Here is a 713-nt window from a genome sequence, read left to right as displayed (position 1 = left end):
CGAGGACTGATCCGTCGATGAGCAAGTTCTACGAGGAGCGCGTTCTGTCGGTCCACCACTGGACCGACAACCTGTTCTCGTTCCGCACGACGCGGGATCCGGCGTTCCGGTTCCGCAACGGCGAGTTCACCATGATCGGCCTGGAGGTCGAGGGCCGGCCGCTGCTGCGCGCCTACTCGGTGGTCTCGGCCAACTACGAGGAGGAGCTGGAGTTCTTCTCGATCAAGGTCCAGGACGGCCCGCTGACCTCGAAGCTGCAGCACCTGAAGGTCGGCGACCCGATCATCGTCGGCAAGAAGCCGACCGGCACGCTGGTGCTCGACAACCTGCTGCCGGGCCGCAACCTGTACCTGCTGGGCACCGGCACCGGGCTGGCGCCGTTCCTGTCGATCATCAAGGATCCCGAGGCCTACGACCGGTTCGAGAAGGTCGTGCTGGTCCACGGCTGCCGGCAGGTGCAGGAACTCGCCTACGGCGAGACCATCACCGAGACGCTGCCGCGCCACGAGTTCCTGGGCGAGATGATCTCGAACCAGCTGGTCTACTACCCGACCGTGACCCGCGAGCCGTTCCGCAACCGCGGCCGGATCACCGACCTGATGGTCTCGGGCAAGCTGTTCGAGGATATCGGCCTGCCGCCGATGGCGATCGAGAACGACCGCTTCATGCTCTGCGGCAGCCCCGACATGATCCGCGACACTCGCGAGCTCCTG

Annotated in this window: 1 protein-coding gene; it reads left to right on the top strand. The window is 65.6% G+C overall.

Annotated elements, in window-relative coordinates; genetic code table 11:
- Positions 1–17: 17 nt before the first annotated feature.
- On the top strand, positions 18–713 hold a 696-nt coding region (locus tag ACLBX8_RS31555; protein ID WP_447716403.1), incomplete at its 3' end, for a ferredoxin--NADP reductase.

The sequence above is a fragment of the Methylobacterium sp. D48H genome (assembly GCF_053345715.1).
The sequence above is the reverse complement of the archived record's forward strand: the minus strand, read 5'-3'. Positions and strand labels throughout refer to the sequence as shown.